Origin of the sequence: Streptomyces sp. NPDC058470, assembly GCF_042721055.1 — a bacterium.
GTDB lineage: Bacteria > Actinomycetota > Actinomycetes > Streptomycetales > Streptomycetaceae > Streptomyces.
Genome location: NZ_JBHXMF010000046.1, coordinates 22,938 through 48,172 on the forward strand (window position 1 = coordinate 22,938; position 25,235 = coordinate 48,172).

A 25,235-nucleotide genomic window follows, 5' to 3' on the forward strand; every position below is an offset into this window, starting at 1 on the left:
GCTGGACCTGAAAACTAGCAGTGCTAATTAAAGTGTAGTGGGGTGACTCGTCATGAACCTGGAGCTCAGCGAGGAGCAGACCGCCGTCCAGCGGCTCGCGAAGGAATTCGTGGACCGCGAGATCGCCCCCCATGTCATCGAGTGGGACCGTGCGGAGGACATCGACCGGTCGCTGGTGAAGAAACTCGGCGAGGTCGGCTTCCTGGGGCTCACGATCGACGAGGAGTACGGCGGCAGCGGCGGCGACCACCTCGCGTACTGCCTGGTGACGGAGGAGCTGGGCCGCGGCGACTCCTCCGTGCGCGGGATCGTCTCCGTATCGCTGGGCCTCGTCGCCAAGACGATCGCGCACCGGGGGAGCGAGGAGCAGAAGCGGCGGTGGCTGCCGGGGCTGACCTCGGGTGAATACGTCGGATGCTTCGGTCTCACCGAGCCAGGCACCGGCTCGGACGCGGGCAGTCTGTCGACGAAAGCCACGCGCGAGGGCGACCACTACGTCATCAACGGCACCAAGATGTTCATCACGAACGGCACTTGGGCCGATGTCGTACTCCTCTTCGCCCGGTCGACCGACGCCCCGGGGCACAAGGGCGTCTCCGCCTTCCTCGTACCGACCGACACGCCGGGTCTGTCCCGCCGCACCATCCACGGCAAGCTCGGGCTACGCGGGCAGGCCACGGCGGAGCTGGTCCTGGAGGACGTACGCGTCCCCGCTTCGGCGATGCTCGCGCCGGAGGGCAAGGGCTTCGCCGTCGCCATGTCCGCGCTCGCCAAGGGGCGGATGTCGGTGGCCGCCGGCTGCGTCGGCATAGCCCAGGCGGCACTGGATGCGGCGGTGACGTACGCGACCGAGCGGGAGCAGTTCGGCAGGACCATCGCCCATCACCAGTTGGTACAGGAGTTGCTCAGCGATATTGCCCTGGACGTGGACGCGGCGCGCCTGTTGACCTGGAAGGTGGCCGATCTCGTGGACCGTGGGTTGCCGTTCGCCACCGAGTCCTCCAAGGCCAAGCTCTTCGCGTCCGAGGCCGCCGTGCGCGCTGCGAACAACGCCCTCCAGGTCTTCGGCGGCTACGGCTACATCGACGAGTACCCGGTGGGCAAGCTGCTGCGCGACGCCCGCGTGATGACCCTCTATGAAGGCACCAGCCAGATCCAGAAGCTGGTCATCGGACGGGCGCTGACCGGGGTCTCCGCTTTCTGAGCTTGTTCTTGACCTCGGGTGGTTGCGGAGTGCCTGCCGATGGAAGAAATTGCGGTGCGTGCTGGCCGCACCCTGGTCAGACTCGCGTACATGACTGAGAAGATCACCCGCATCAACCCCGAGCAGTTGCATGAAACGCCTGGCTACCACCACGTCACCGTGGTGGAGACCGGCCGTACGGCCTATCTGGCGGGGCAGTGTCCGCTAGATCGAAACGGCGACCTCGTCGGTTCCGGTTCCCTTGAGACGCAGGTCGACCAGGTGGCCGCCAACGCGTTCACTGCCCTCACAGCCGTGAGTGCCCAGCCGCACCATGTGGTGCGGTCGGTGATCTACGTGCGGAGCGACGACAGGGACGCGCTCGCAGCCGCGTGGCGTCGGCTCACCGCCTCTGCCATCGGCCCGGCGTTCACAACCGCCAGCACGCTCCTGGGGGTCGCCCAGTTGGGCTTTCCCGGGCAACTCGTCGAGGTGGATCTCACCGTGGCTCTGCCTGAGTGAGTTTGCTCATCACCGGGCCTCGAACAGCGTCTCGAACTGGGTAGCCCTGCTGGGTATTCGCCGGACACCAGGGCCGCCTTCGTCTGATCAGGTGCTCCGACCAAGGTGCACGTGACTGTGCACGTGACCCGTCTACGGCCGGGCGAAGGCGGCCTCCCAGCTCATTCCCGGCTGGCCGTATTCCTTTGTCGCCGTACTGGAGATGGGCGCCACGTCCTGGACGCAGATCCTGGACGCGGTCCGCCTCGGTCCGGCCGACGCCGCTACCGCCATCACCGTCGCTCAGCTCCGTGATGTCGTCGGACGGCTGATCGAGGCGAACCAGTGGCAGGCGGGGGACACCCGGACATCGTGATCGTGACCGACGCCGGATACGGCGTCACCCGCCTCGCATGGGGTCTGCGGGACTTGCCGGTCGAGCTGGTCGGCCGCATCCGCGGGGACCGCGTCATGCGGCTGCCGAAGCCGCCGCGGATCTACGACCCCAAGGCCGGCCGGCCAAGCACGGACCAGAGTTCCGCTCCGCCAAGCCCGAGACCTGGCCCGACCCGGCCTTCACGACCCGCACGGCAACATCGAAATACGGCTCCGGGGCCGTGGGGTTTCGGCGCTCTGGCAGGGCAGGGCATGTGCTGGCGGAGGTGCCGAAACGTCCGGCGGACCCGAGCTCGGGTGAGCCGGCAGCTAAAGAACAAGCTGAGTACGTGTCTGAGTATCCGGGCGGATACGGTTCCACGGGCCACGGCCGATCCTGGACCCCATGAGTGAGTCACCGGTCAAGCAGCAGTCCACCGCCGCCTTCTACGGCCAGGCGGTCGCCTCTTTCGCCGTCGCCATCGTCGCGACCGCCATCGGCATCTTCAAGCTGGACGCCAACGCCTGGGTGCGCTCCTTCCTGGGCATCGCCGTCCTCTATCTGGTGACGTCGTCCTTCACGCTGGCGAAGGTGATCCGGGACAAGCAGGACGCGCAGTCGGCGAGTCGGCTCTACAGCCCCTTCGAGAAGCTCTGACGGGTTTCGTGCTGCGCTGAGCGGGCGGTCTAAGCGCTCGCTCAGGTTCGGGGGTATGGTGTCACCCTGCCAGTGGAAGGGGCGAACCAGCGATGAGTACGGCGGAGGGGACGGCCGGCACCGAGGTGCAGCCGTGGGCCGAGGTCACCCCGGACGCGGCCCGGCGGCTGCTCGTCGCCGCAGTGGAGGCCTTTGCCGAGCGCGGATACCACGCGACCACGACCCGGGACATCGCGGGCCGCGCCGGTATGAGCCCGGCCGCGCTGTACATCCACTACAAGACCAAGGAAGAGCTGCTCCACCGGATCAGCCGGATCGGGCACGACAGGGCGATCGACATTCTGCGGACCGCGGCGGAGCGTGACGGCAGCGCCGCCGAGCGGCTCGCGGATGCCGTGCGTTCCTTCGTACGGTGGCATGCCGCGCAGCACACCACCGCGCGCGTCGTGCAGTACGAGCTCGACGCGCTCGGTCCCGAGGCCCGCGCGGAGATCGTGGCCCTGCGCCGTCAGACCGACGCCGCCGTCCGCGGCATCATCCAGGACGGCGTCGCGGCGGGCGAGTTCGACGTCCCGGACGTGCCGGGCACCACGCTCGCCGTGCTCTCGCTCTGCATCGACGTGGCGCGCTGGTTCAACGTCAACGGACCCAGGACCCCCGACGAGGTCGGCGCGCTCTACGCCGACCTCGTACTGCGGATGGTGGGAGCGAAGCCGTAGCCCGTGTGGGCCCCGGCCACTGGGTCACCCCCTGGCCCACTGCACGCCCCTGGGCCCCTGGGCCCCTGGGAACCGGCTCAGAAGTAGTAGCGCGACACCGACTCCGCCACACACACCGGCTTGTCGCCGCCCTCGCGCTCGATCGTCACCGAGGCCGTGACCTGGACGCCGCCGCCCGTCTCGGTGACCTCCGTGAGGACGGCGGTGGCGCGCAGCCGTGAGCCCACCGGGACGGGCGCGGGGAAACGGACCTTGTTGGTGCCGTAGTTGACGCCCATCTTCACGCCGTCGACGCGCATCACCTGCGGTACCAGCGCGGGGAGCAGCGAGAGCGTCAGATAGCCGTGCGCGATGGTCGTGCCGAAGGGGCCCGCGGCGGCCTTCTCGGGGTCCACGTGGATCCACTGGTGGTCACCCGTGGCGTCCGCGAACAGATCGATCCGCTTCTGGTCGATGTCCAGCCAGTCGCTGTGGCCCAACTGCTCGCCCACCGCGGCCTTGAGCTCGTCGGCGGACTCGAAGATCCTCGGCTCTGCCATGTCCCTGGCCTCCCGCGTCTCAGTGTCTAAGCGACTGCTTAGCATGGTCTGGTACGGGTCTGATGTCAATGACCTCACGTGTGGCGAGGTGGGTAGGGTTGGAGGGGTGCCCCAGATCCCTGAGAAGATCCACGAGTTGACCGTCGGCCAGCTCTCGGCGCGCAGTGGCGCCGCCGTCTCCGCCCTGCACTTCTACGAGTCCAAGGGCCTCATCAACAGCCGCCGCACCACCGGCAACCAACGCCGCTATCACCGGGACGCGCTGCGCCGCGTCGCCTTCGTACGCGCCGCGCAACGGGTCGGCATCCCGCTCGCCACCATCCGTGAGGCGCTCGCCGAACTCCCCGAGGAGCGCACCCCGACGAAGGAGGACTGGGCCCGCCTTTCGGAGGCCTGGCGCTCCGAACTCGAGGAGCGCATCAATCAGTTGGGCCGTCTGCGGGACCATCTGACGGACTGCATCAGCTGCGGCTGCCTGTCCCTGGAGACCTGTGTGCTCTCCAACCCGGACGACGTCTTCGGCGACCGACTGACAGGCTCCCGCCTCATGGCGGAACGCGCCCGCCCGGCCGAGGGACCGGACAAGCGGGCCGACGCTCAGCGAAAGGAGCGGGAGGACTGCGGCTGAGCCGCACTCCGAGCCCCGTATGTCGCAGATGCCCTTCCCGGCTCTACGACGTGCGCCGTTCCCGCCCGTGCTGGTGCTGGTGCTGGACGAGTCCTTCCGCCACCAACTGGCCGTTGGATATGGCCCGTTCGCCGTTCGGCAGCAGCAATGTGTCCTCCAGGCCGATCCGGGTGGCGAGGCCCAGCCTCCCCGCGAGGCGCAGCACCGGCCAGGTGCCGCCCTCCATGCCGTGCAGCAGGACGGGGCGGCCGTGGGCCGTGCCCAGGTCGCAGAGCAGGGCGTGGGCGGACTCCTCCGCTGTGTCGGCGGAGGTGTCCAGCACCTCGGCCAGGACGCGCAGCACCTGTGGACCCAGCGGGGACGCCGCGAACCGCTCGGCGCCGTCCGTGCCGGACCAGATGCCCGCCTCCACGCCGATTCCGCGGTCGAGGAGCGCCGCCGCCACCTCCTCGGCGCCCGGCTCATGCCAGTTGACCGAGGCGTGATCGGGCAGCAGCGTCCAGGAACGCACGCGCTCCACGCGGGCCGCGGGATCCGGCTCGGCCCAGGCACCGGTGGTCACGCCGACCGGGACGTCCACCCGTGCCCGTATCGCTTCGAGCGTCGGCGTAAGGGCCCTCGGTGACAACGTGTCGTGCCCACAGGGCGACTTGGGATGGACATGGATGTCCGATGCGCCGGCCGCGACAGCCTCCGCCGCGGACGCGGCCATCGAGCCGGGCGACAGCGGCACGACGGCACCGTCACCGGCGCCCCGGGTTCCGTTCACACAGACCTGCACCATGCCTCGATAGTGCCAGCCGGCACTGACAACACCGGTTCGCGCGCCGCGCCCGCCGGGGACGCGACATCGTGCGGAGGGATGCGGCATCGTGCGGCTGGGCGCCCAGCCGCAGCCACTCCGCAGCGAACGGCTCACCCTGCGGCCACCCACGCTGCGGCGGAGGGCTCACCGGCAGACAATCCGCGTCGGACTGCTCACCCGCAGGAAATCCGCAGCGAACGGCTCACCCGCAGCCACTTCACGGCGAACAGCTCACCCGCAAGCAACCCGCGCCGAACAGCTCACCCGGAGTTCCCGCACCCAGAGGTGCCCGCACGTACCCGGGGTGCACTCACGTACCCAGGGTGTACGCACACACCCAGCGGCGCACTCAGGAACCCAGTCGCGTACTCACGCCGATATAAGGAGCCGCCGCCCGCGCCTGGCCTCCGCCAGCGCCTCCGGGGTGAGAACAGGTCGCGGCACCACGATTCCGCAACGCGTGCAGACAGGACCGGACGAGGGTTCGTGAGCCAGGTCGTACTTCCAGTCGAGGCGCTCGCCCACGCACACCGGGCACACCGCACCCGGTTCGCGCTCCAACGCGGTGATCAGCCGGCGCAGCACCTCGGCCAGCGATTCATGAGGGTGGATCCGTGGGTCGTCGCACCACGCGACCCCGAAGCCGCCCCAGGTCAGCCGGTGCCAGTCGTCGACGGTGCCCGGCCTGCGCAACCCGTCGTGCTTCTCCTTCTTGCGCCGTTCCGCGAACCCGACCTCGTAGGCGAGCCAGACGGAACGGGCTTCCTCCAGCTCCTCCAGTGCGGCCACGAGCCGCGCCGGATCGGGGGAGCGGTCCTCGGGACCGAACCCGGCCCGCGAGGACAGATGGTCCCAGGTCGCCCGATGTCCGTAAGGGGCGAACCTTTCAAGGCACTTGCGCAGTGAGTAGCGCCGCAGTGCCAGATCACTCCTCGGATCTCGCACCTGTCTCGCCAGACTCCGGAAACCGGCCATCGCCCTGCACCTCCGTCACACCTGCACCTGTACTTCGGTCACTTCGGCGTTGTTGCGCGGACTTCGCCGAATAGACGTATCGACAAGCGATTCGGCTCCATCCGATTTCCGATGACCTTCAGGAGGTCATCTGCCGAACCCCTTATGACCTACCTCCGAACGCTGTGAGCTGCCTGTTGTCCGTCCGTCAGTTGCCTCGGCGGGGCAGAGCCGTGGCGCCGTCGCTCCCTGGGGAGTACCCGATCCCAAAAAGTGACGCATGTTCATCTTCAAACACGGGGATACCGGCGGTAACGTCCGGCCCACCCCCCATCGCGAGGAGCTGTCATGCCACGGCGCACCGCACGCACCATCCTGGACAGACTGAGAACTCCCCGCAGATTGCCCAAGTTCCTGAAGGCGACATCCGTATGCCTTCTCATTGCCGGCCTTTTGTCTCCCCTTACCCAAGCGTCGGCGGCGGGTACGGCGGCCGCGGCCAACGACTACTGCGGCAATCAGTGTTCCGACATCATGCCGCCCGGTGAGAACGGCAACGCCACCCTCGCCCAGGTCCTGCTCAACCAGGTCCTCGGTATCCAGCCGGCCCACGCCGAGGACCAGCTCGGCCCCTACGCGAACCTGGCCTCGGGCTACACCGGACTCACCGACGCCAAGATCAACGACTTCTTCAACGACGCCTCGTTCGGTGTCGCCGCCGACCAGGTCGAGTCGACGACGAACCCCGGCGGGCGCACCGACGTCACGATCGTCCGTGACAAGAAGACCGGCGTTCCGCACATCACCGGCACCACGCGCTACGGCACCGAGTACGGCGCCGGATACGCCGCCGCGCAGGACCGGCTGTGGCTGATGGACGTCTTCCGGCACGTCGGACGCGGCACGCTGACCCCCTTCGCGGGCGGTGACCCCTCCAATCAGGGCCTTGAGCAGCAGTTCTGGCGCACGGCGCCCTACACCGAGGCCGAACTGCAGGCTCAGATCGACAGCGTCACCACCAACAACGGCGCCCGTGGCCAGCAGGCGCTCGCCGACGTCAACGCCTACCTCGCCGGCGTCAACGCCTACATAGACGCCTCCGACAGCGGCCGCTACTTCCCCGGCGAGTACGTCCTGACCGGCCACAAGGACTCCATCACCAATGCCGGGACCATCGACCACTTCAAGCTCACCGACCTGGTCGCGCTGGCCTCCGTCATCGGATCGCTGTTCGGCTCCGGAGGCGGCGGCGAGGTCAACAACGCCATCTCACTGCTTGCCGCACAGTCCCAGTACGGCGTGGTGGAGGGCACCAAGGTCTGGGAGTCCTTCCGTGAGCGCAACGACCCCGAGGCAGCCCTCACCCTCCATGACGGCCAGAGCTTCCCGTACGCGGCCAAGCCCGCCGTCGCGCAGGGTCAGGCACTGCCCGACGCCGGCACGTTGACCGAGGAGCCGCTGGTCTTCGACCGCACCGGCAGCGCGGCCACCGCGACCGCGAGCAGCACCTCGGCCACGGCGGCCGCCACGGCCCTCTCCTCGGCCAAGAAGGGCATGTCCAACGCCCTGGTGGTGAGCGGTGATCACACGGCAAGCGGCCACCCGATCGCCGTCTTCGGTCCCCAGACCGGCTACTTCGCGCCACAGCTCCTGATGCTCCAGGAGATCCAGGGACCGGGCCTCAGCGCGCGCGGCGCCTCGTTCGCCGGGCTGAGCTTCTACGTCGAACTCGGCCGCGGCCAGGACTACTCCTGGAGTGCCACGACCTCCGGCCAGGACATCATCGACACGTACGCCGTCGAGCTGTGCCAGGACGACTACCACTACCTCTACCACGGCACCTGCACGGCCATGGACAAGGTCGAGCACACCAACGCGTGGGTACCGACCACCGCCGACCCCACTGCCGCGGGCTCATACCGCATGCAGGTCTACCGCACCAAGTACGGCCCGGTGACCCATCGGGCGACGGTCGGCGGCAAAAAGGTCGCGTACACCACCCTGCGCTCCTCCTACATGCACGAGGCCGACTCGATCATCGGCTTCCAGATGTTCAACGATCCGGACTACGTCAAGAGCCCGGAGACCTTCCAGTCCGCGGCACAGCACATCAACTACACCTTCAACTGGTTCTACGCGGACTCGACCCACACCGCGTACTACAACAGCGGTAACAACCCGGTGCGCGCCGCCGGCGTAGACGCCGAGTTCCCGGTGTGGGCGCAGGCTGCCTACGACTGGCAGGGCTGGAACGGGGCGACGAACACCGCCACGTACACTCCGGCGTCGGCGCATCCCAACGACATCGACCAGGACTACTACGTCTCCTGGAACAACAAGGTGGCCGCGGACTACGCGACAGCCCCCTGGGGCAACGGCTCCGTCCATCGAGGCAACCTCATCGACGACCGCGTGAAGAAACTCGTGACCGCGGGAGGCGTGACCAGATCCTCGCTCGTGAAGGCGATGGCGGACGCCTCGCTCGCGGATCTACGGGCGGAGGACGTGCTCCCGGACCTGCTGAAGGTCATCAACAGCCAGCCGGTCACCGACACCGCGGCCGCGGCGGCCGTCAGCCAGCTCTCCACCTGGGTGACAGCGGGGTCGAAACGCACGGAGACCGCGTTCAATTCGAAGACCTACGCCAATGCCGACGCCATCCGCATCCTGGACGCGTGGTGGCCACTGCTGGTGGAGGCCGAGTTCAAACCGGGCCTCGGCACCGGTCTGTACACCGCCATCACCAACAACCTCCCCATCGACGAGGCGCCCTCGGCCGGACACGGCCCGACCGGCTCGCACGCGGGAAGCTCCTTCCAGTACGGATGGTGGAGCTACGTCGACAAGGACATCCGAGCGGTGCTCGGTGAGTCGGTGCAGGGCGGTCTGGCGCAGAAGTACTGCGGCGGCGGCACCCTCACCGGCTGCCGGGACGTCCTGATCAACACCCTCAAGACGGCGGCCGGCAAGACCGCCGCCCAGGTCTACCCCGGCGACGCCAGTTGCGCCGCGGGCAACCAGTGGTGCGCCGACTCGGTCATCCACCGTCCGCTCGGCGGCATCAAGCACTACAGCATCAGCTGGCAGAACCGTCCGACCTTCCAGCAGGTGGTGGAGTACACCTCGCACCGGTGACGGTGCGATACCGGTACGGGTAGTGGTAGCGCTACCGCTACCGCTATCCGTATCTACGGCTGTTGGCCAACGAGTGTTCCCCCACGCTCGTTGGCCAACGGTCATTGGCCAACAGTCGTTGACGAGTGGATCCTTGACCAGTCGATTCCTTGACCAGCGGCTCGTTTGCCAACAGCCGGTGGCCAACAGTCGTTGACCACCAGGCGCTGCACACCTCACCGATACACCAGATACTCCTTGCGTACGCGTCGGAACGCCGCCAGCTCGTCCTGCCAGGCGGCCACGACCTCGTCGGCCGAAGCCCCCGCGTCGATCATCGTCCGGACGCTCGTGGACCCGGTCAGCTTGTCGATCCAGTGGTCGGCACGCCAAGCGAAGCCGCTCCAGACCCTCTTAGCGGTCACCAGGAGCGCGACACCGGTGCGCACGGGGTCGTACGCGGCCCGGTCGTGCACGTGGACCTGCACCCCGCCGATGGTCCGGCCCTGGAACTTGGAGAAGGTGGGCGCGAAGTACGCCTCCCTGAAGTGCACGCCGTCCAGCCCGAGTTGCCCGACCGCCTCGGCCCAGCTCCGGTCGATGCCCTCCGCGCCGAGCAGCTCGAACGGGCGGGTCGTGCCCCGCCCCTCCGACAGGTTCGTCCCCTCGAAGAGGCAGGTACCCGAGTACACCAGCGCGGTGTCGGCCGTCGGCATGTTGGGGCTCGGCGGCACCCAGGGGAGACCGGAGGTGTCATAGAAATCCGAGCGCCGCCACCCCGACATCAGTACGGTCTCCAGCGGCACCGGCGTCGCCAGGAACTCCCCGTTGAACAGCCGTGCCAGCTCCGCGACCGTCATCCCGTGCGCCTGCGCGATGGGTTCTCGTCCGACGAAGGTCGCGAACTCCTTGTGCAGGACGGGACCTTGGGCCGCCCGGCCGGTCACCGGGTTCGGCCGGTCGAGCACCACGAAGCGCTTGCCCGCCAGCCGGGCCGCGTCCATGCAGTCGTACAGCGTCCAGATGTACGTGTAGAAACGCGCGCCCACGTCCTGGATGTCGAAGACGATCGTGTCCACGCCGGAAGCGGTGAAGATGTCGGCGAGCGGCTGACCGCTCTTCAGATACGTGTCGTAGACGGGCAGCCCGGTCGCCGGGTCGTCGTAACGGCCCTCCGAGCCGCCCGCCTGCGCGGTGCCGCGGAAGCCGTGCTCGGGGCCGAAGACGGCGATCAGGTTCACCCGGTCGTCGGCGTGCATGACGTCGACGATGTGGCGCACGTCGCAGGTGATGCCGGTGGGGTTGGTGACGACGCCGACGCGCTGTCCGTCGAGGGGGACGTAGCCGCCCGCTGCCAGGCGTTCGAAGCCGGTACGCAGCTGTCTCCCTCCCGCTGCGGCAGCCGGAGTGGCGGTCAGGCCCACCGCGCCCGTGCCGGCGGCGAGCAGGGTTCGTCGGGACAGGCGCATGATGGGGGACCTCCGTGATCGCGGAAGGTTGGCACAGGCACGCTAAGCGCTTCCGCCGGAAGTTCGTAGCCCGCAGGCAGCCCCTGGCTTGTCGCGCCCGTGCGGCGGAGCCGCAGATGTCACAGTCCGCGCCCCGAAGCGGCCCTTTCCTCGCTACATACCGACTGGTTAGTCTGGTGCAGAGACAGAGCCGATTCTCGTCGCCTCGAAGGAGACCGATGGTGGAAGCCGTGCAGGATGCCGGAGTGATCGTCACTGGAGCGGGGGGCGGAATCGGAGCCGCGCTGGCCCGCCGCTTCGCCGCCGCGGGGGCCAGGGTCGTCGTCAACGACCTGGACGCCGCCAAGGCGAAGACAGTGGCCGACGAGATCGGCGGCATCGCGGTGCCGGGCGACGCGTCCACGATCGTGGCGGAGGCCAGGGACGCCCTCGGCGGCACGGTCGACGTGTACTGCGCCAACGCGGGCGTCGGCTCGGGCGGGACGGAGGCGGCCGCCGAACAGGTCTGGGCGCTCGCCTGGGACGTCAACGTCATGGCGCACGTACGCGCGGCCCACGAGCTGCTCCCGGCCTGGCTGGAGCGCGGCAGCGGCCGTTTCGTCTCCACGGTCTCGGCGGCCGGACTGCTCACCATGATCGGCGCCGCGCCGTACGCCGTCACCAAGCACGGTGCGTACGCCTTCGCCGAGTGGCTGTCGCTGACGTACCGCCACCGCGGCCTGAAGGTCCACGCGATCTGTCCGCAGGGCGTGCGCACGGACATGCTCGCTGCCACCGGCAGCGCGGGCGCCCTGGTGCTCCAGCCCAGCGCCATCGAGCCCGAGGACGTCGCCGACGCACTCTTCACCGGGATGGAGGAGGACCGCTTCCTGATCCTGCCGCACCCCGAGGTCGCCGAGTACTACCAGGTGCGGGCCGCGAACCCCGACCGCTGGCTGACGAACATGAACCACATCCAGCAGAAGTGGGAGGCCGGTCAGTGACCGACGCCCGGCTGTACGTGGTCAGCGGTCCGCCGCACGTGGCCGACCGCAGGGACGGGCGCCCGGCCGCTCACGGATTTCCGCGGCGGGTGGAGATCCTGCCCGACCCGCCGAAGACGGCGAGTGGCAAGATCCTGCATCGGGAGCTGCGTTCCCGATCGCACAAGAGCCCGTAGGACAGCCACAACATCAAGGAAGGCAGGTGGCGGCAGTGCCCAGAACGACGAACGGTGACAGTACGCCCGTGCCGCAGCGGCTGCTGGCCGCCGCCACCCGGCTCTTCGCCGAGCAGGGCTACGACCGGACCTCCGTGCAGGAGATCGTCGAGGCGGCGGGCGTCACCAAGGGGGCGCTCTACCACTACTTCGGCTCCAAGGACGACCTCCTGCACGAGGTCTACGCGCGCGTGCTGCGCCTTCAGCAGGAGCGACTGGACGCCTTTGCGGGCGCCGACGCGCCCGTCGAGGAGCGGCTGCGGGGCGCTGCGGCCGACGTGGTCGTCACGACCATCGACAACCTCGACGACGCATCGATCTTCTTCCGCTCCATGCACCACCTCAGCCCGGAGAAGCACAAGCAGGTACGCGCCGAGCGCCGCCGGTACCACGAGCGCTTCCGCGCGCTCGTCGAAGAGGGCCAGAAGAAGGGCGTCTTCTCCACGGCCACCCCCGCCGACCTCGTCGTCGACTACCACTTCGGTTCCGTGCACCACCTGTCGACGTGGTACCGGCCCGACGGCCCGCTCACCCCGCAGCAGGTCGCCGACCAGCTGGCCGACCTGCTGCTGCGCGCGCTGCGGCCCTGAGGCGCCCTGAGGCCCCGCGGGGTCACGGATCCACGGCCGGCCCGAGCCCGCGTCGCGGGCCCAGGCCACCGCCTCCGTGCGGTCCGCCACGCCCAGCTTCGCGAGCACGGCGGACATGTGGTTGCTGACCGTCTTCGGGGACAGCCCGAGCCGGGCCGCCACGGTCGCGTTGGGTGTCCCCGCGGCGATCAGTGTGAGTACGTCCCGTTCGCGCGGGGTGAGCGTCGGGCACGGGTCGGGCTGTGGCAGCGGACGGCTCAGCTGGCCGAGCACGCGCCGTGCCACGCCCGGCCCGAAGAAGGACAGCCGTGCCGAGCGTTCGCGCAGGGCGCCGAGGAGCCCCAGCTGGTCGAGGTCCGGCGGCCGCAGTCCGTCCACAGGCGGCGGATCTCCCCGACCGCCCCGCCGATCTCGGCCCGCAGCTCGACGAGCAGTCCCGCCGCCCGCTCCGGATCGAACGCGAGCAGATTGCGTACGGCGTCGGCCTGGAAGGCGGCTCCGGCGAGCGTAGGTCCGAGCCCGTCGTGCAGATCCCGGCGGATCCGGCGGCGCTCCTCCTCCCGCGCGGCCACGATCCGCTCCCGGGAGAGCTGGAGCTGGCGGGAGAGATCGGTGGCGTGCAGGGCGGCGGCCAGCGGCACCGCGAGCAGTTCGAGCACCGCCAGATCGGCCGGTGCGGGCTGCTGCTCACCGGGGCGCAGCCCGATCACCAGCTCACCGACCGCGCGGCGTCGTACTCCAACGGCACGACATGCGTGAGTCTTCCCAGTGTTCCCCAACTGCCGCTCGCCACGCCGGACTTCGCGGCCAGCCGCACAAACGGCAGACGCAGCCCCTCACCCACCGCCTCGGGCACGGCACCGACACCACCCCCGGCCAGCCGCTCACCGATCGGGGAGACCGCCCGGACGGGGTCGTGCCGGTCCCCGTAGAGGGCGCGGTCCACTGTGCGCTGCAATCGGCGCCGAGCCGGTTCGAAGGTGACGGCGAGGACGACGGAAGAGCCGTCGGCCAGGCTGACGGGGGAGAACAGTGATGCTTTCAGTGAACCGGCGTCTGACGGGCCTCGCGGTGGGCTCGGCACTCGCGCTCGGCGGCACGGCGGCGGTGCCCGCCGCCACGGCCGCTCCCGCAGGACCGCCGACGGCGTGCGGATACCAGCTCAGCAACAGTTACATCTACGAGCGTTGGAGCGATCTGGGCGGTGTGAACGGCATGCTCGGCTGCCCGCGGAGCGAGGTGCTGATCGTCAAGTCGACGAACGGGACGAAGCTCGGCAAGCGCCAGTGCTTCGACAGCGGGAACGTGACCCTGTCGCCCCGCCAGGGCCCGGAGATGGTGGTCGCCGCCTGGGAGCGCAACGGCTACGCGTACTTCAACTGGGGCCCCACGGACCCGTACCACTACGGCGTCTTCCTGGTCCGCTACACCAGCGCCGCCGACGCGGGCGGCACGCAGGTCACCCTGCGCGGCGGCACCTCCGGCGGAATGTGGGTCCGCAAGCACACCAGCGGGACCTACAGCTTCAAGGTCGAGGGCTGCGACAAGGGCACGTTCGGCCTGAAGTGCCGACAGGGCTGGACGCTCAGCGCGACCACCCGAAACTGACCAACACCGCTCGGGGGACAGGGCCGGTGAGGGCATGGGCGCCCTCGCCGGCCCTCCCGTCATGCACCCTCACCGGCCCCGGTGCCGTGATCGCCCTTCACCGCCCTCGCCCGCCTCACAGGTGCTTCTTGATCTCCTGCCGCGCCAGCGACCGCTGATGCACCTCGTCGGGACCGTCGGCGAGCTGCAACGTCCGCGCACTGGCCCACAGTTCGGCCAGCGGGAAGTCCTGGCTCACGCCACCCGCGCCGTGCAGCTGGACCGCCTTGTCGAGAATGTCGACGACCGTACGGGGAGTGGCGATCTTGATGGCCTGGATCTCGGTGTGGGCGCCCTTGTTGCCGACCGTGTCCATCATCCAGGCGGTCTTCAGGACCAGCAGGCGCAGCTGCTCGACGGCCACCCGGGCGTCGGCGATCCAGTTCTGGACCACGCCCTGCTGGGCCAGCGGCTTGCCGAAGGCCGTACGGGCCACCGCCCGGCGGCACATCAGCTCGATCGCCCGCTCGGCCATCCCGATCAGCCGCATGCAGTGGTGGATCCGACCTGGGCCGAGCCGCGCCTGCGCGATGGCGAAGCCGCTTCCCTCCTCGCCGACCAAGTTGCCCACGGGGACCCGGACTTGATGGAAGGAGACCTCCGCGTGCCCGCCGTGGGAGTGGTCCTCGTAGCCGTACACCTGCATGGCGCGCCGGATTTCGACACCGGGAGTGTCGCGCGGCACGAGCACCATGGACTGCTGACGGCGGAGGTCGGACCCCTCCGGATCCGTCTTGCCCATCACGATGAAGATCTTGCAGTCCGGGTTCATGGCCCCGGAGATGTACCACTTGCGGCCCGTGATGACGTACTCGGCGGAGCCGTCGGAGGACCGCTCGATGCGGGTGGTGATGTTCGTGGCGTCGGACGAGGCCACCTCGGGCTCGGTCATCGCGAACGCCGAACGGATCTCACCGGCGAGCAGCGGCTCCAGCCACTGTTTCCTCTGCTGCTCGTCGCCGAACTGCGTGAGCACCTCCATGTTGCCCGTGTCGGGCGCGGCGCAGTTCAGCGCGGTGGGCGCCAAGTGCGGGCTGCGGCCGGTGATTTCGGCGAGCGGCGCGTACTGGAGGTTGGTGAGTCCGGCGCCGTACCGCGAGTCCGGCAGGAAGAGGTTCCACAGTCCCTGGCTGCGCGCCTCGGCCTTCAACTCCTCGACCACGGCCGGGGTGTCCCACGGCGACGCCAGCTGAGCGCGCTGCTCCTCCGCCACGGTCTCCGCCGGATAGACGTACTCGTCCATGAAGGCGAGCAGCTGATGGCGCAGCTCCTCGGTGCGCGCGTCGAATGCGAAGTCCATGGCGGATCAGCCTTCCTGAAGGGTGGTCAGGCCGTGCTCGATGAAGACAGGGGTCAGCTCGCCCATGCGGTCGAATCCCGCGCCGACCGTCTGGCCCTGCGTGTAGCGGTAGTGGATGCCCTCCAGGATCACGGCGAGCTTGAACCACGCGAACGCCGTGTACCAGGAGATGGCGGACACGTCGCGCCCCGAGCGCGCGGCGTATCGCTCGACGAGCTCGGCCGGATCCGGGTGCCCGACAGCGGAAGCCGTCGTGCTGATGGGGGAGTCGGCCGTTTTGAGAGGGATGCTGTACATGACCAGCAGCCCCAGATCCGTCAGCGGATCGCCGAGCGTGGACATCTCCCAGTCCAGGATCGCGTTGATCCGGTCGTCGGCGCCGATCAGTACGTTGTCGAGCCGGTAGTCGCCGTGCACGACGGTCGGTGCGGGGGAGTCGGGGAGCGCGCGCCCCAGGGCCGCGTGCAGTTCGTCGATCCCGGCCAGCTCGCGGTTCCGGGACGCTTCCAACTGCTTGCCCCAGCGCCGCAGTTGGCGTTCGAGGAAACCCTCCGGACGCCCGAAGTCCGTGAGTCCCACCTCGGCCGGATCCACTGCGTGCAGCTCGACCAGCGTGTTCACCAGCCCGAGCACCGCGTCGCGGGTGCGCTGCGGGCCGAGCGGGGCGAGCTGCTCCGCGGTGCGGTACGGCGTGCCCTCCACGAACTCCATGACGTAGAACGGTGATCCCAGCACCGACTCGTCCTCGCACAGCAGCACAGGCCGCGGCACCGGGACCGCCGTCGGGTACAGCGCGCTGATCACCCGGTGCTCACGCTTCATGTCGTGCGCGGTGGCCAGCACATGCCCGAGCGGAGGCCGCCGTACGACCCACTTCGCCCCGCCGTCCGTGACCGTGTACGTGAGGTTCGACCGTCCGCCTTCGATCAGCCGGCCGGTCATCGGGCCGTTCACCAGCCCGGGCCGCTCGCGGTCGAGCAGGCCGCGCAGCCGGTCGAGGTCGAGACCTGGCGGATGGTCTGGGGACATCGTCGCTCCTACGCGCGGGAAACAGGACATGACCATGATGCCGACCAGTCGGTATGTCGTCCAGCGCGGAAACAAAACGTGATCGGCGTCTCCCCCGCAGCCAAGGAAACCAGGGAGCCAAGGAAGCGGGGGAGCCAAGGAAACCAAGGAAACCAAGGAAACCAAGGAAGCGGGGGAGACGCCCAGTGGACCGGACAGTCCCAGGGATCGAACCGTCCTAGTGGTCGTCCCAGTGCCCCTGGTGCTCGGCGTGCCGGTGTCCGTCGTGCACGTAGTCGACGTGGTCGCCGTGCTCGACCGCCGGGTGCCCGCAGCCGTCGCCGTGCTGATGGCCGTGTTCGGCGTGCGCGGTGTGGCCGCTCGGCTCGCACTCGTCCCAGTGCCCGGAGTGCTCGCGGTGCAGATGCCCATCGTGCGCGTAGTCGACGTGGTCGCCGTGCGGCACCGCGGTGTGACCGCAGGTGGGGCCGTGGGCGTGCTCGTGTGCGGAGTGCTCCGCGTGGAGGGTGGTCATGGTGCTCGCCTTCGGAGGTGGTGGGGGTGGGGCCGTGGGGAACAATGGCTCAGGCTAGCGGCAAAAAGCGGCTCAAATCATCCCATTCCGTCTTGCGTGGCGCCTGCATACCTCGGAGGGTCGATGGCATGAAGGCCATCAGCTACAGCCGGTACGGCGGGCCGGACGTCCTCGAGTACGGGGAGGTACGCGACCCCAAGGTCGGTCCCGACGCGGTCCTGGTGAAGGTGCGCGCGGCGTCCGTGAACCCGGTCGACGGGAAGTGCCGCGAGGGCCACCTCGACGGGATCCTGGACGCGGTCTTCCCGGTGATCCCCGGCTGGGACGTCTCCGGTGTGGTGGTCCAGCCCGGCGCGTCGGTCACGGAGTTCGAGGTCGGCGACGAGGTCATCGGGTACGCCCGCGAGGACTTTCTCTCCCGAGGCACCTTCGCCGAGTACGTGGCGGCCCCCGTGCGCACCCTCGCCCGCAAACCGCTGAACCTCTCCTTCGAGGAGGCGGCGGGCCTGCCCCTGGTGGGGCTCACCGCGTACCAGGTGATGATCAAGGTCCTCGATGTGCGGGCCGGCGAGACCGTACTCGTCCACGCGGCGGCGGGCGGCGTCGGCTCGATCGCGGTCCAGCTCGCCCGGCATCTCGGCGCCCGCGTGATCGGCACGGCGAGCGAGTCCCACCACGATTTCGTACGGTCCCTGGGCGGCGAGCCGGTCACCTACGGCGAGGGTCTCGCCGAGCGCGTACGGGCCCTCGCACCGGAAGGTGTCGACGCGGCTCTCGACACGATCGGCGGCGACACGATGAAGCTCTCGGCGGACCTGCTCGCTCCGGAGGGCCGCCTGGTGTCGCTCGCCGACCCGGACGTCGTCGGTTTCGGCGGCCGTTACTACTTCGTCCGCCCGGACGCGGACGACCTCCAGCACCTGTCCGACCTTGCCGAGCAGGGCGTCATCTCGGTCCATGTCTCCCGGACGTTCCCCCTGGACCGGGCAGCCGAAGCCCAACGTCTGAGCGCGGAGGGCCGTACGCGGGGGAAGATCGTGGTCACCGTCGACTGGACGGATTGAGACCTCTCGGACCCGGACGGCGACCGCCCGGACCCGGACGGCGACCGCCCGGACCCTGACGGCGACCTCTCGGACCCGGACGGCGACCGCCCTGACGCGGATGGAGGCCGCCCGGACGAGGAGCGGGATCTATCAGACACGGGACGATCTCGCTGAGGCGCGGACGAGACCTCTCGGACTCAGAGCACCAGCGCCGCGGCGCACACCGCCAGTGCCACCGTGCACAGCGTCGCCGCTGTCGCGTGGCGGGGCGCCAGTGCGGGCGGCCGGTCCGAGCCGGACACCGCCGCGAGCACCCGGATCCGGCGGTGGGCGATGGCCAGAAAACCCAGCCAGAGCGCGCAGCACAGGGCACAGACCACGACCCCGGTGACCGACCCGCCGCCGTGCAGTGTCGTCTTCACCGCCAGCACGGTGGCCACCGTGCTGGACAGGGTCGTACGCCGCCACGCGAGGCGCGTGCGCTCCGGTTGCAGGCCCGGGTCACGCCCCTGCTCCCCCTCCCGGGCGGGCATGGTCATCATTCCCGGCCGAGGAGTACGACGACGACCATGGCCACGGCGACGATCGCGACCGCGATGCTCAGAACGGCCGGAAAGCGTGACACAGGCAGGTCCTCGCCCTTCCGCATCGCCGTCTCGCACCGCACCCAGTGGTTGACGGCCCGCAGAGAGCAGAGCACGCCCGCCGCCAGGAGGGCCAGTGCGAGGCCGACGCGCCAGCCCCACCCCAGGCCCGGCAGGAACTGATCCACCGCGAAGCCGCCGCCGATCAGCGCCAGCGCGGTGCGCAGCCACGCCAGAAAGGTCCGCTCGTTCGCCAGGGAGAAGCGGTAGTCGGGCGTGCTGCCCTCCGCTTCGGCGTCCGGGGGCGTGAACCACAGCTGGACGTTCCGTACGATTTGGATCACGCCCTGGACCCTACCGGGAGCGTTGTCAGTGCCGCTCGCTACCGTTCGGCGCATGGACGTTCCCATGTCACTGGCCCGGTATGCCGTGCCCGGCCACGGCATCGCCCCCGCCGAGGAGCTGCTCGGGCTGGCCGGATTCTGGCCCGCCTACTTTCTCCCGGCCTGGGACGAGTTCATGGAGGAGCCCGCGCTCTTCGGCGCCGACGAGGCGGACGTCGACGCAGCGACCGAGGCGCTGTACAGCGCGCCCGAGGCCTGGCCGGCCTACCGAATACCCCTGAGCGGCGGGCACCTGCTCTGGATCGTCCACCGCAACTTCTCGGACGACCCCGGCACGGACTACCTGCTCACACACCCGGACTGGGACCGGGACGCGCCCCTGGCATCGCTGGAGGGTCACTTCAGCGGCCCGGGGCTGTCCTGGCCCGAGCTGGTGGCCGTCGCCGACTCGGCCCCGGCGCGGGCCGAGGGCGTACGCGACCCCGCGCTGCGGCTGCTCCTCCTGCTGCCCGTGTTCGGTGACGCGGATGTGCCGGTGGCCGAGGCGATCTCCCGGATATCCGGCGCGCTCACCGCCGTGGGGGTGGCGGCGGGGGCGGCACCAGGCGTGGCCGAGCGGCTCCTCGACCACCCGTTCTGGGACGGCCCGACGTGGACGACGCAGGGCGAGAGCCCGCTGAGCGGTGGCGCGGTCGGGCCGAGCCCTCTCGGGGTGTGCGACGGGCAGTACAGCCCGCGCACCCTGCCCCTCGACCTGGGCGGCACCCCGGCCCAGGTGCGGGCGCTGGCCGACGCGCTCACCGGGAGCGGGTCCGTAGCGGGTGCTGGTGTGGCTGCGTCGGGAGTGGGTCAGGCCTGCGCGCGGTAGCCCTTGAGCCCCTTGAGCCGCTCGTACGCCACCAGGCCGTCCGGGACCCAGGTCCAGTCGGCGAGGTGCCGCTCCACCTCTTCCTCGGGGAGGAAGTCGTACCAGGCGACCTCCTCGACCTGCGGGTCGACCGGCAACTCGCAGCGGACCTCGTAGACGGAGGACCACCAGGTCTGGCCGGCGCCGTTGTCGTACAGGAACTTGAAGAGGGGAACGGGACGCGGGAGCCCGGAGACGCCGAGTTCCTCCTCGGCCTCCCGCAGGGCCGCGTCCTCGTAGGTCTCGCCCGCGCCGACGACTCCGCCGACGAACATGTCGTACAGCGAGGGGAACACGAGCTTCGTGGGTGTCCGGCGGTGGACGAAGATCCGGCCCTCGGCGTCCCGGGCCTGGATGAACACGGCCCGGTGGCGCAGGCCGAGCGCGTATACCTCCCCGCGCGGGGACTGCCCGATGACCTGGTCGTTCTCGTCCACGATGTCGAGGATTTCGTCAGCGGCATTCATGCCCCCATCCAAGCAGGACCGAGCCACGCCGACGGGCCGCCCCAGGTCAGCCCGCTGTCAATCCGGATGAGGAATCCGGATGAGGCGTGAATCTGGATGAGGCGTGAATCCGAATGAGGCGTGAATCTGGCAGCGCCGGGAATCCGGCTGCCATGAATGCGGAGGCATCCATGCGGAGGCTTCAATGCGGCTGAAGATCCAGCGTCGGCTTCGCCTTGGACGTCCCGCGCGGCATCGCAGGATGCAGCCCGAGCAGCACGATCCCCACCACGACGGCCGCGAGACCCGCCGCCTCCCAGGCGAGTGCCCCGGCATCCGTGCGCAGTCGGTCCCCCAGGAACCCGACCCCGCAGACGATCCCGGCCAGCGGCTGGGCCGCGGTGAGGGCCGGCAATGACATTCGCAGGGGCGCGGTCTCGAAGGCGCTCTGCACCAGCACAAGGCCCGTCACACCGAGGACGAGAACCCCGTACGGTTGCCAGCCGGTGATCAGTTCGGACCAGCCGCCCTCGCCGAAGCGCTGCCCGCTGATCCGGGTGAGCGCGTCCTGGACGCCGTACAGCAGGCCCGCGGCCAGGGAGAGCAGCACGGGCGTGGAGCTGCGCAGGGACCGCTTCGCGTAGGTGGTGAGCAGGAGCGCGAGACCGACCATGATCCCGATGATCAGCCAGTGCCGCACGGGATCGCTGACGGCGTTTCCGCCCTCCGGCTGCCCGGCCACGATGAACGCGCTGACCCCGCCCGCGAGCAGTAGGAGCCCGGCCCAGCCCTGTCGGCCCAGCGGCTGCTTGGTCTGATGGCGGGAGAGGGCGAGCGCGAAGAGCAGGTTCGTCGCGAGGAGGGGTTCCACCAGGGAGATCTCGCCCTTGCCCAGGGCGACTGCGCCGAGGATCATGCCGCACGCCATGAGCCCGATGCCGCCCAGCCACCGGGGCACCCGGATGAGGTCGAGCAGCAGGCGGGGGGAGAGGAAGTCGCTCAGGGGGGCCTGCGAGGCGGCGTTCTGCTGGAGCACGAACCCGAAGCCCAGGCAACAGGCCGCGCTCACAGAGAGGACCAGAACGAGAACCGACACGCTGTGTACCTCGATACATCGGGAGTCAGTGCGGGCCACGGGTGCGTATCGCGCCGACCTTAGTGCCACGGGCCGGGGCCTGCCCCGACAGTACCCGGATCCGGGCAGTTGACTCGGTCACTCTTCTTGCCGAAGGATCTGACCGGTCAGTAACAACGAGTGGTCGAGCACCATCGGCGACCACCGCATTCCGTACTACCAATGTCTCATCAACCCGCGACGAAGCCGATCGGTTCGTGACGAACTTCATGACCAGCCTCATGGGGAACTGCATGCCGCCACCGGTCCGACCCGTCGGAATGCCGAGAGGACGGGCCCCATGGCCTACGACGCAGATGTGATCGTGATCGGAGCGGGCCTCGCGGGGCTCGCCGCGACCGCGGAGCTCGTCGACGCAGGCCGCAAGGTGATCCTCCTCGATCAGGAGCCGGAGCAGTCCCTGGGCGGCCAGGCGCACTGGTCCTTCGGCGGGCTCTTCTTCGTGAACTCGCCCGAGCAGCGCCGTCTGCGGATCAAGGACAGCCACGCGCTGGCCCTCCAGGACTGGATGGGAACGGCCGGTTTCGACCGTAGGGAGGACCACTGGCCGCGTAAGTGGGCCGAGGCGTATGTCGACTTCGCGGCCGGCGAGAAGCGTTCCTGGCTGCACGGGCAGGGCGTCCGCTTCTTCCCGGTGGTCGGCTGGGCCGAGCGCGGCGGTTATGACGCCAACGGGCACGGGAACTCGGTGCCCCGCTTCCACATCACCTGGGGGACGGGGCCCGGCCTGGTCGCCCCCTTCGAGCGGCGCGTGCGGGCCGGCGTCGCCCGTGGTCTCGTACAGCTGAAGTTCCGCCACCGCGTCACCGGTCTGTCCCGCAGCGCGGGCGCCGTCGACACGGTCACTGGCGAGATTCTGGAGCCGTCCGGCATCGAGCGCGGCCAGCCGAGCAGCCGCACTGTCAGCGGCGCCTTCGAGTTCAGGGCCCAGGCGGTGATCGTCACCTCCGGCGGCATCGGCGGCGACCACGACCTCGTACGCGCCAACTGGCCGGAGCGGCTGGGCAGTCCGCCGGAACGGATGATCGCCGGGGTACCCGCGCACGTCGACGGCAAGATGCTCGCCATCGCCGAGGAGACGGGCGCCCACCTCATCAACCGCGACCGCATGTGGCACTACACCGAGGGCATCCAGAACTGGAACCCGATCTGGGAGAACCACGGCATCCGCATCCTGCCCGGCCCGTCCTCGCTCTGGTTCGACGCCCGTGGCAAACGGCTGCCGGTGCCGCTCTTCCCCGGCTTCGACACCCTCGGCACCCTCGAACACATCATGAAGACCGGGTACGACTACACCTGGTTCGTGCTCGACCAGAAGATCATCGGCAAGGAGTTCGCGCTCTCGGGCTCGGAACAGAACCCCGACCTCACCGGCAAGTCCATCAGGGACGTGATCGGGCGGGCACGCGCCGATGTGCCCGGTCCGGTCAAGGCGTTCATGGACAACGGCGTGGACTTCGTCGTCGAGAAGGACCTGGGCGCGCTCGTACGCGGCATGAACGCGCTCACCAAGGAGCCGCTCATCGACGAGGCCGCGCTGCGCAACGAGATCGTCGCGCGCGACCGGGAGATCGCGAACCCCTTCACCAAGGACCTCCAGGTGATGTCGATCCGCGGCGCCCGCAACTACCTCGGCGACAAGCTGATCCGTACGGCGACCCCGCACCGCATCCTCGACCCCAAGGCCGGCCCGCTGATCGCCGTCCGCCTCAACATCCTCACCCGCAAGACCCTCGGCGGCCTGGAGACCGACCTCTCCTCCCGCGTGCTGACCGAGGGCGGGGAACCGCTGGAGGGTGTGTACGCGGCGGGTGAGGCCGCCGGGTTCGGCGGCGGCGGAGTCCATGGCTACCGCTCCCTCGAAGGTACGTTCCTCGGCGGCTGTCTGTTCTCCGGGCGTACGGCGGGCCGGGCGGCGGCCAAGGCGGTGAACTGACCGGCGGCGGCCCGTGCGTCGCGAGTACTGCGTGTGCTCGACAGCGCGTTTGTGCAACCGTGCGTAATAAGTGGTTACCGATTTCTGACGAGCACCCGTTGCCCCTGGCCCTTTGGGGGTCGCGGGTGCTCGAATCGATAGGTGAACTCTGAACATCCCGAAGCGCGGGAGCCGGAACACCCCGAGGAGCGCGGCGTGCCGGTCGGTCGCCGGGTGTTCCTCGGCACGCTCGGACTCGGCGCGCTGGGCGTGCTCGCCGCACCCACACTGCAGCGCGGCCTCGAATCCTTCCTCGCCGGCGCGTCCGACAAGGACCCCACCGGCCTGACGGGCCTCCTCCCCAACGGCGGCGGCTTCCGCTACTACTCGGTGGCGTCGTCCGTCCCGAACAAGGACGCCACCGACTACCGCCTCACCGTCGACGGCCTGGTCGACCACCCGACCTCTTACACCCTCGCCGATCTGAAGGCCCTGCCCCAGACCCGGCTCGTGCACGACGTCCAGTGCGTCACCGGCTGGCGGGTGCCGGGCACGCCCTTCGAGGGGGTCCGCCTGTCCGCCCTCCTGGACGCCGCAGGAGTGCGCTCCACGGCCGGGGCGATCCGCTTCACCTGCTTCGACGGCATGTACACGGAGAGCCTCACCCTGGAACAGGCCCGGCGCTCCGACGTCCTGGTCGCCCACCGCATGCAGGACAAGGCCCTCGGCCACAGCCACGGCGGCCCGGTCCGCCTCTACGTCGCCCCCATGTACTTCTACAAGTCCGCCAAGTGGCTCTCCGGCATCACGGTCACCGAGGACGTCCGTCCCGGGTACTGGGAGGACCGGGGCTACGACGTGGACGCCTGGGTCGGCCGCTCGAACGGACGCGACGATGCACCTACGAGTTGACGAGACCCCGGCCCTGGCCTCCCGCGTCCGGCGCTTCAGCCGCGCGGAGCGGTGGGTGCACCGGGTGACGGCCCTGCTCATGGGCGTGTGCGTGGTGACGGCGGCGTGCTTGTACGTGCCGCAGTTCGCCGAGCTGGTCGGCCGCCGCGAGCTGGTGGTCCGTATCCACGAGTGGGCGGGCCTGCTGCTCCCGGTGCCGGTCCTGGCGGGCCTTGCTTCCCGCGCCTTCCGCGCGGACCTGGGCCGCCTCAATCGCTGGGGGCCGCACGACCGTACGTGGCTCCGCGCGGTCCTGCGCCGCGATGCCCGCCCCTCGTCCCGTCCCGCCGCCAAGTTCAACGCCGGTCAGAAGACCTACGCCGCCTGGATCGCCGGTGCGAGCCTCGTCATGCTCGGCACGGGGTTGTTGATGTGGTTCACCCACCTCACCCCGCTGATGTGGCGCACCAGTGCGACCTTCGTCCACGACTGGCTCGCCCTCACGATCGGCATCGTCTTGGCGGGCCACATCGGCATGGCCCTCGGCGACCCCGACGCCCGCCGCGGCCTGCGCACCGGCTCCGTCAGCCGCGAGTGGGCGGAACGGGAACACCGCCTTTGGCGGCCCTGACGCCGACCCGTCCCGCCCGGCAGCCCTCGCTCCGGCGCGAACCCGGCGCCGCGACTGGACCCGGTGGCCAGTGCCGTACGGCCGCCGATGTCGAACAGAGGATGACTGACACC

28 protein-coding genes and 3 pseudogenes are annotated in these 25,235 nt (G+C 69.7%); 16 read left to right on the top strand and 15 right to left on the bottom strand.

Annotation, left to right across the window (positions count from 1 at the left end; all coding sequences use genetic code 11):
* Positions 1–52 precede the first annotated feature (52 nt).
* The 5 genes and pseudogenes from ACFWP7_RS29605 to ACFWP7_RS29625 all read left to right on the top strand — a co-directional run bounded on the left by ACFWP7_RS29605 (position 53) and on the right by ACFWP7_RS29625 (position 3,436).
* A complete protein-coding gene (locus ACFWP7_RS29605; protein ID WP_384387305.1) occupies positions 53–1,204 on the top strand; it encodes an acyl-CoA dehydrogenase family protein in 1,152 nt (383 codons plus the stop codon).
* Positions 1,205–1,294: 90 nt separating this feature from the next.
* Positions 1,295–1,705, top strand: coding sequence for a RidA family protein (locus ACFWP7_RS29610; protein ID WP_384387308.1), 411 nt, complete (start codon positions 1,295–1,297; stop codon positions 1,703–1,705).
* 130 nt (positions 1,706–1,835) lie between these two features.
* Positions 1,836–2,292: pseudogene (locus ACFWP7_RS29615) on the top strand (transposase); the annotation flags it as partial.
* 173 nt (positions 2,293–2,465) lie between these two features.
* Entirely contained in the window at positions 2,466–2,717 is a 252-nt protein-coding gene (locus tag ACFWP7_RS29620) for a YiaA/YiaB family inner membrane protein (RefSeq protein WP_384387311.1), read from the top strand.
* A 92-nt stretch (positions 2,718–2,809) separates the two neighbouring features.
* Positions 2,810–3,436, top strand: a complete 627-nt coding sequence (locus ACFWP7_RS29625; protein WP_384387314.1) for a TetR/AcrR family transcriptional regulator — start codon at positions 2,810–2,812, stop codon at positions 3,434–3,436.
* A gap of 77 nt (positions 3,437–3,513) precedes the next feature.
* On the opposite strand, the gene ACFWP7_RS29630 is transcribed toward ACFWP7_RS29625, so the two are convergent.
* Positions 3,514–3,975 (bottom strand): MaoC family dehydratase, encoded by a 462-nt coding sequence (locus tag ACFWP7_RS29630; protein WP_384387317.1) that lies wholly within the window; start codon positions 3,973–3,975, stop codon positions 3,514–3,516.
* 106 nt (positions 3,976–4,081) lie between these two features.
* Here ACFWP7_RS29630 and soxR point away from each other — a divergent pair, with 106 nt between their 5' ends.
* Positions 4,082–4,603 carry a redox-sensitive transcriptional activator SoxR gene (gene soxR / locus ACFWP7_RS29635; RefSeq protein WP_384387320.1) on the top strand — a complete coding sequence of 174 codons (522 nt, stop codon included), beginning with the start codon at positions 4,082–4,084 and terminating at the stop codon, positions 4,601–4,603.
* Positions 4,604–4,646: 43 nt separating this feature from the next.
* Here the strand turns inward: soxR and ACFWP7_RS29640 are convergent, their stop codons facing one another.
* Together ACFWP7_RS29640 and ACFWP7_RS29645 are read right to left on the bottom strand one after the other, a co-directional pair.
* Entirely contained in the window at positions 4,647–5,387 is a 741-nt protein-coding gene (locus ACFWP7_RS29640) for a 3-keto-5-aminohexanoate cleavage protein (protein ID WP_384387323.1), read from the bottom strand.
* A 390-nt stretch (positions 5,388–5,777) separates the two neighbouring features.
* Positions 5,778–6,383, bottom strand: a complete 606-nt coding sequence (locus tag ACFWP7_RS29645; RefSeq protein ID WP_384387326.1) for a hypothetical protein — start codon at positions 6,381–6,383, stop codon at positions 5,778–5,780.
* A 327-nt stretch (positions 6,384–6,710) separates the two neighbouring features.
* On the opposite strand from ACFWP7_RS29645, the gene ACFWP7_RS29650 reads away from it, so the two are divergent.
* Positions 6,711–9,497 carry a penicillin acylase family protein gene (locus ACFWP7_RS29650; RefSeq protein WP_384387329.1) on the top strand — a complete coding sequence of 929 codons (2,787 nt, stop codon included), beginning with the start codon at positions 6,711–6,713 and terminating at the stop codon, positions 9,495–9,497.
* 215 nt (positions 9,498–9,712) lie between these two features.
* Here ACFWP7_RS29650 and ACFWP7_RS29655 read toward each other — a convergent pair whose 3' ends face one another.
* A complete protein-coding gene (locus ACFWP7_RS29655; RefSeq protein ID WP_384387332.1) occupies positions 9,713–10,945 on the bottom strand; it encodes an exo-beta-N-acetylmuramidase NamZ domain-containing protein in 1,233 nt (410 codons plus the stop codon).
* A 218-nt stretch (positions 10,946–11,163) separates the two neighbouring features.
* Here ACFWP7_RS29655 and ACFWP7_RS29660 point away from each other — a divergent pair, with 218 nt between their 5' ends.
* Genes ACFWP7_RS29660 through ACFWP7_RS29670 form a run of 3 tightly spaced genes read left to right on the top strand, consistent with a single transcriptional unit; the run spans position 11,164 to position 12,733 of the window.
* Positions 11,164–11,928: an SDR family oxidoreductase gene (locus tag ACFWP7_RS29660; protein WP_384387335.1), complete on the top strand. Its 765-nt coding sequence runs from the start codon at positions 11,164–11,166 to the stop codon at positions 11,926–11,928.
* Entirely contained in the window at positions 11,925–12,104 is a 180-nt protein-coding gene (locus ACFWP7_RS29665; RefSeq protein WP_384387450.1) for a hypothetical protein, read from the top strand. The genes ACFWP7_RS29660 and ACFWP7_RS29665 overlap by 4 nt, the downstream gene beginning before the upstream one ends.
* 35 nt (positions 12,105–12,139) lie before the next feature.
* On the top strand, positions 12,140–12,733 hold the full coding sequence (locus ACFWP7_RS29670; RefSeq protein WP_384387338.1) for a TetR/AcrR family transcriptional regulator: 594 nt from the start codon (positions 12,140–12,142) through the stop codon (positions 12,731–12,733).
* 69 nt (positions 12,734–12,802) lie between these two features.
* On the opposite strand, the pseudogene ACFWP7_RS29675 reads toward ACFWP7_RS29670, so the two are convergent.
* From ACFWP7_RS29675 to ACFWP7_RS29685, 3 genes and pseudogenes are all read right to left on the bottom strand, one after another.
* A pseudogene (locus ACFWP7_RS29675) lies at positions 12,803–13,018 on the bottom strand (response regulator transcription factor); the annotation flags it as partial.
* Complete coding sequence (locus ACFWP7_RS29680; protein WP_384387341.1) at positions 12,991–13,443, bottom strand: histidine kinase; 453 nt, start codon at positions 13,441–13,443, stop codon at positions 12,991–12,993. The pseudogene ACFWP7_RS29675 and the gene ACFWP7_RS29680, both read right to left, overlap by 28 nt.
* The gene (locus ACFWP7_RS29685) at positions 13,440–13,691 is read right to left on the bottom strand and encodes a hypothetical protein (RefSeq protein WP_384387344.1); all 252 of its coding nucleotides are present in this window, start codon (positions 13,689–13,691) and stop codon (positions 13,440–13,442) included. The genes ACFWP7_RS29680 and ACFWP7_RS29685 overlap by 4 nt, the downstream gene beginning before the upstream one ends.
* A gap of 77 nt (positions 13,692–13,768) precedes the next feature.
* On the opposite strand from ACFWP7_RS29685, the gene ACFWP7_RS29690 reads away from it, so the two are divergent.
* Positions 13,769–14,341 carry a hypothetical protein gene (locus ACFWP7_RS29690; RefSeq protein WP_384387346.1) on the top strand — a complete coding sequence of 191 codons (573 nt, stop codon included), beginning with the start codon at positions 13,769–13,771 and terminating at the stop codon, positions 14,339–14,341.
* A gap of 115 nt (positions 14,342–14,456) precedes the next feature.
* On the opposite strand, the gene ACFWP7_RS29695 is transcribed toward ACFWP7_RS29690, so the two are convergent.
* From ACFWP7_RS29695 to ACFWP7_RS29705, 3 genes are all read right to left on the bottom strand, one after another.
* Complete coding sequence (locus ACFWP7_RS29695) at positions 14,457–15,680, bottom strand: acyl-CoA dehydrogenase family protein (protein WP_384387349.1); 1,224 nt, start codon at positions 15,678–15,680, stop codon at positions 14,457–14,459.
* 6 nt (positions 15,681–15,686) lie between these two features.
* Complete coding sequence (locus tag ACFWP7_RS29700) at positions 15,687–16,709, bottom strand: phosphotransferase family protein (protein ID WP_384387352.1); 1,023 nt, start codon at positions 16,707–16,709, stop codon at positions 15,687–15,689.
* 217 nt (positions 16,710–16,926) lie between these two features.
* Complete coding sequence (locus ACFWP7_RS29705; protein WP_384387355.1) at positions 16,927–17,223, bottom strand: hypothetical protein; 297 nt, start codon at positions 17,221–17,223, stop codon at positions 16,927–16,929.
* A 128-nt stretch (positions 17,224–17,351) separates the two neighbouring features.
* Between ACFWP7_RS29705 and ACFWP7_RS29710 the strand changes: the two genes are divergently transcribed.
* A complete protein-coding gene (locus ACFWP7_RS29710; protein WP_384387358.1) occupies positions 17,352–18,287 on the top strand; it encodes an NADP-dependent oxidoreductase in 936 nt (311 codons plus the stop codon).
* A gap of 179 nt (positions 18,288–18,466) precedes the next feature.
* Here the strand turns inward: ACFWP7_RS29710 and ACFWP7_RS29715 are convergent, their stop codons facing one another.
* Both ACFWP7_RS29715 and ACFWP7_RS29720 read right to left on the bottom strand, forming a co-directional pair.
* Entirely contained in the window at positions 18,467–18,802 is a 336-nt protein-coding gene (locus ACFWP7_RS29715; RefSeq protein ID WP_384387360.1) for a DUF202 domain-containing protein, read from the bottom strand.
* Positions 18,803–18,807: 5 nt separating this feature from the next.
* Positions 18,808–19,197 carry a YidH family protein gene (locus tag ACFWP7_RS29720; protein ID WP_384387362.1) on the bottom strand — a complete coding sequence of 130 codons (390 nt, stop codon included), beginning with the start codon at positions 19,195–19,197 and terminating at the stop codon, positions 18,808–18,810.
* A 52-nt stretch (positions 19,198–19,249) separates the two neighbouring features.
* Here ACFWP7_RS29720 and ACFWP7_RS29725 point away from each other — a divergent pair, with 52 nt between their 5' ends.
* Positions 19,250–20,065, top strand: coding sequence for a hypothetical protein (locus tag ACFWP7_RS29725; protein ID WP_384387365.1), 816 nt, complete (start codon positions 19,250–19,252; stop codon positions 20,063–20,065).
* Here the strand turns inward: ACFWP7_RS29725 and ACFWP7_RS29730 are convergent.
* Together ACFWP7_RS29730 and ACFWP7_RS29735 are read right to left on the bottom strand one after the other, a co-directional pair.
* Positions 20,047–20,571, bottom strand: coding sequence for an NUDIX hydrolase (locus tag ACFWP7_RS29730; protein ID WP_384387368.1), 525 nt, complete (start codon positions 20,569–20,571; stop codon positions 20,047–20,049). The two genes, ACFWP7_RS29725 and ACFWP7_RS29730, sit on opposite strands and share 19 nt — an antisense overlap.
* 181 nt (positions 20,572–20,752) lie before the next feature.
* Complete coding sequence (locus tag ACFWP7_RS29735) at positions 20,753–21,646, bottom strand: DMT family transporter (protein WP_384387371.1); 894 nt, start codon at positions 21,644–21,646, stop codon at positions 20,753–20,755.
* Between the two features lie 319 nt (positions 21,647–21,965).
* On the opposite strand from ACFWP7_RS29735, the gene ACFWP7_RS29740 reads away from it, so the two are divergent.
* The 3 genes from ACFWP7_RS29740 (at position 21,966) to ACFWP7_RS29750 (ending at position 25,122) form a co-directional block, all read left to right on the top strand.
* Positions 21,966–23,621, top strand: a complete 1,656-nt coding sequence (locus ACFWP7_RS29740; RefSeq protein ID WP_384387374.1) for an FAD-binding dehydrogenase — start codon at positions 21,966–21,968, stop codon at positions 23,619–23,621.
* A gap of 141 nt (positions 23,622–23,762) precedes the next feature.
* Entirely contained in the window at positions 23,763–24,512 is a 750-nt protein-coding gene (locus ACFWP7_RS29745; protein WP_384387377.1) for a molybdopterin-dependent oxidoreductase, read from the top strand.
* Positions 24,496–25,122, top strand: a complete 627-nt coding sequence (locus ACFWP7_RS29750) for a cytochrome b/b6 domain-containing protein (protein ID WP_384387380.1) — start codon at positions 24,496–24,498, stop codon at positions 25,120–25,122. Before ACFWP7_RS29745 ends, ACFWP7_RS29750 begins: the two co-directional genes overlap by 17 nt.
* A gap of 20 nt (positions 25,123–25,142) precedes the next feature.
* Here the strand turns inward: ACFWP7_RS29750 and ACFWP7_RS29755 are convergent.
* A pseudogene (locus tag ACFWP7_RS29755) lies at positions 25,143–25,220 on the bottom strand (gluconate 5-dehydrogenase); the annotation flags it as partial.
* Positions 25,221–25,235: the final 15 nt, after the last annotated feature.

Bases quoted from the DNA above. Each gene is read 5' to 3' on its own strand.
- ACFWP7_RS29605 (WP_384387305.1), top strand. From the start codon at position 53: ATGAACCTGGAGCTCAGCGAGGAGCAGACCGCCGTCCAGCGGCTCGCG.
- ACFWP7_RS29610 (WP_384387308.1), top strand. From the start codon at position 1,295: ATGACTGAGAAGATCACCCGCATCAACCCCGAGCAGTTGCATGAAACG.
- ACFWP7_RS29620 (WP_384387311.1), top strand. From the start codon at position 2,466: ATGAGTGAGTCACCGGTCAAGCAGCAGTCCACCGCCGCCTTCTACGGC.
- ACFWP7_RS29625 (WP_384387314.1), top strand. From the start codon at position 2,810: ATGAGTACGGCGGAGGGGACGGCCGGCACCGAGGTGCAGCCGTGGGCC.
- ACFWP7_RS29630 (WP_384387317.1), bottom strand. From the start codon at position 3,975: ATGGCAGAGCCGAGGATCTTCGAGTCCGCCGACGAGCTCAAGGCCGCG.
- ACFWP7_RS29640 (WP_384387323.1), bottom strand. From the start codon at position 5,387: ATGGTGCAGGTCTGTGTGAACGGAACCCGGGGCGCCGGTGACGGTGCC.
- ACFWP7_RS29645 (WP_384387326.1), bottom strand. From the start codon at position 6,383: ATGGCCGGTTTCCGGAGTCTGGCGAGACAGGTGCGAGATCCGAGGAGT.
- ACFWP7_RS29650 (WP_384387329.1), top strand. From the start codon at position 6,711: ATGCCACGGCGCACCGCACGCACCATCCTGGACAGACTGAGAACTCCC.
- ACFWP7_RS29655 (WP_384387332.1), bottom strand. From the start codon at position 10,945: ATGCGCCTGTCCCGACGAACCCTGCTCGCCGCCGGCACGGGCGCGGTG.
- ACFWP7_RS29660 (WP_384387335.1), top strand. From the start codon at position 11,164: ATGGTGGAAGCCGTGCAGGATGCCGGAGTGATCGTCACTGGAGCGGGG.
- ACFWP7_RS29690 (WP_384387346.1), top strand. From the start codon at position 13,769: ATGCTTTCAGTGAACCGGCGTCTGACGGGCCTCGCGGTGGGCTCGGCA.
- ACFWP7_RS29695 (WP_384387349.1), bottom strand. From the start codon at position 15,680: ATGGACTTCGCATTCGACGCGCGCACCGAGGAGCTGCGCCATCAGCTG.
- ACFWP7_RS29700 (WP_384387352.1), bottom strand. From the start codon at position 16,709: ATGTCCCCAGACCATCCGCCAGGTCTCGACCTCGACCGGCTGCGCGGC.
- ACFWP7_RS29705 (WP_384387355.1), bottom strand. From the start codon at position 17,223: ATGACCACCCTCCACGCGGAGCACTCCGCACACGAGCACGCCCACGGC.
- ACFWP7_RS29710 (WP_384387358.1), top strand. From the start codon at position 17,352: ATGAAGGCCATCAGCTACAGCCGGTACGGCGGGCCGGACGTCCTCGAG.
- ACFWP7_RS29715 (WP_384387360.1), bottom strand. From the start codon at position 18,802: ATGCCCGCCCGGGAGGGGGAGCAGGGGCGTGACCCGGGCCTGCAACCG.
- ACFWP7_RS29725 (WP_384387365.1), top strand. From the start codon at position 19,250: ATGGACGTTCCCATGTCACTGGCCCGGTATGCCGTGCCCGGCCACGGC.
- ACFWP7_RS29730 (WP_384387368.1), bottom strand. From the start codon at position 20,571: ATGAATGCCGCTGACGAAATCCTCGACATCGTGGACGAGAACGACCAG.
- ACFWP7_RS29740 (WP_384387374.1), top strand. From the start codon at position 21,966: ATGGCCTACGACGCAGATGTGATCGTGATCGGAGCGGGCCTCGCGGGG.
- ACFWP7_RS29750 (WP_384387380.1), top strand. From the start codon at position 24,496: ATGCACCTACGAGTTGACGAGACCCCGGCCCTGGCCTCCCGCGTCCGG.